1 protein-coding gene is annotated in these 1,479 nt (G+C 66.0%); it reads right to left on the bottom strand.

Annotated features, from left to right (window positions below):
* Window positions 1-16: 16 nt before the first annotated feature.
* A partial coding sequence (locus NW857_RS05335) for an aspartate kinase (protein WP_414368198.1) occupies window positions 17-1,479 on the bottom strand: 1,463 nt, incomplete at its 5' end.

The raw sequence follows: 1,479 nt of genomic DNA on the forward strand, positions 1-1,479 counted from the left end.
TGGCAGCCAAAGCCGACTAGGCTCGGTCGAGTTCAAAGGCGCGGTGGGCAGCTTGCAGAGCGTGGATTCCCTGCTCCTGTCGCACCACGCAGCTTACCTTGATCTCCGAGGTGGCGATCATCTCGATGTTGATCCCGGCGTCGGCCAAGGCAGCAAAAAAGTGCGCCGCCACGCCGGGATAAATTTCCATCCCGGCACCGACGATGCTCACCTTAGCGATGTCGTGGTCGGCTTCGACCCCCGCCGCCTGCAGTTCCTCGGCCACCTGCCGGCACACGGCCTCAGCCGCCCTGGCCTGATCCTGAGGCACCGTAAAGGCGATGTCGTTACTGGGGATGCCGTTGTGGTAGCCCCGCTGGCTTTGGATGATGGTGTCCACGATAATCCCGGCCTCGGCCAGGCGTCCGAACAGATGGGCAGCCGTCCCCGGACGATCCGGCACCTTGCGGATGCCCAGCCGCGACTGCTTCAGATCCAGGGCAACGCCCCGCACCGGGTGGTCGCTGGGGAGGGGATCCCGGCCAGGGGCTGCCGTGACCCGATGCAAATGGGGAATCACCTGAAACGCCTCCCCCAGCGCCAGGGCGGCCTCCCCAGCCCGCTCGGCAGCCACCACACAGCTCACCTTGATCTCCGACATGGAGATCATTTGGAGATTGATCCCGGCTTCCGCCAGCACTCGAAACATCTCGGCGGCAATGCCCGGGCGACCCATCATCCCCACCCCGGCAATGCTGACCTTGGCCACCGCCTCCTCGACGAGGACTTCCCTACACCCCAGCTCCTGGCCCACCTGCCGCGCCACGGCTGCCGCCTGGGCTGCCTGCGCCCGGCTGACGGTAAAGGCAATGTCGTTGGTAGGGGATCCCTCGGCTGCACTGAGGTGGAGCGACTGCAGGATTAAATCGACGTTGATCCCGGCTGCCGCAATTTCCTGGAACAGTTGGGCGGCAATGCCCGGACGATCCGGCACTCCCACCAGCACCACCTTGGCCTGATCCCGATCCAGCTCCACCGTATCCACTGCCCGGCCCAGCTCAATGCTGCTATCGGCGGGGCGAGGACGGGGAGGAGGAGAAAGAATGAGGGTGCCCTCGGATCCCGCCTGCAAGGGCTCCAGGCTGGAGCGCACCCGCAGCTTGACGCCGTAGTTGCGGGCAATCTCCACCGAGCGGGGGTGGAGCACCTGCGCTCCCAGGCTGGCCAGCTCCAGCATCTCGTCGGCGGTAATCTCTGGCAACAGCCTGGCCTCGGGTACCTTGCGCGGGTCGGTGGTGAAGATCCCCGGCACATCGGTGTAGATCTCGCACAGCTCTGCTCCCAAAGCCACCGCCAAGGCCACCGCCGTGGTGTCGGATCCCCCCCGCCCCAGGGTGGTGATCTCCAGCTCCGCCGGGCTGGTGATGCCCTGAAAGCCGGCCACCACCACCACCTCTCCCCGCTCCAAGTGCTGCCAGAGGCGGTCGGTGTGGATGTGCA

Source organism: Synechococcus sp. H55.9 (assembly GCF_047462355.1).
In the GTDB taxonomy this organism is placed as follows: domain Bacteria; phylum Cyanobacteriota; class Cyanobacteriia; order Thermostichales; family Thermostichaceae; genus Thermostichus.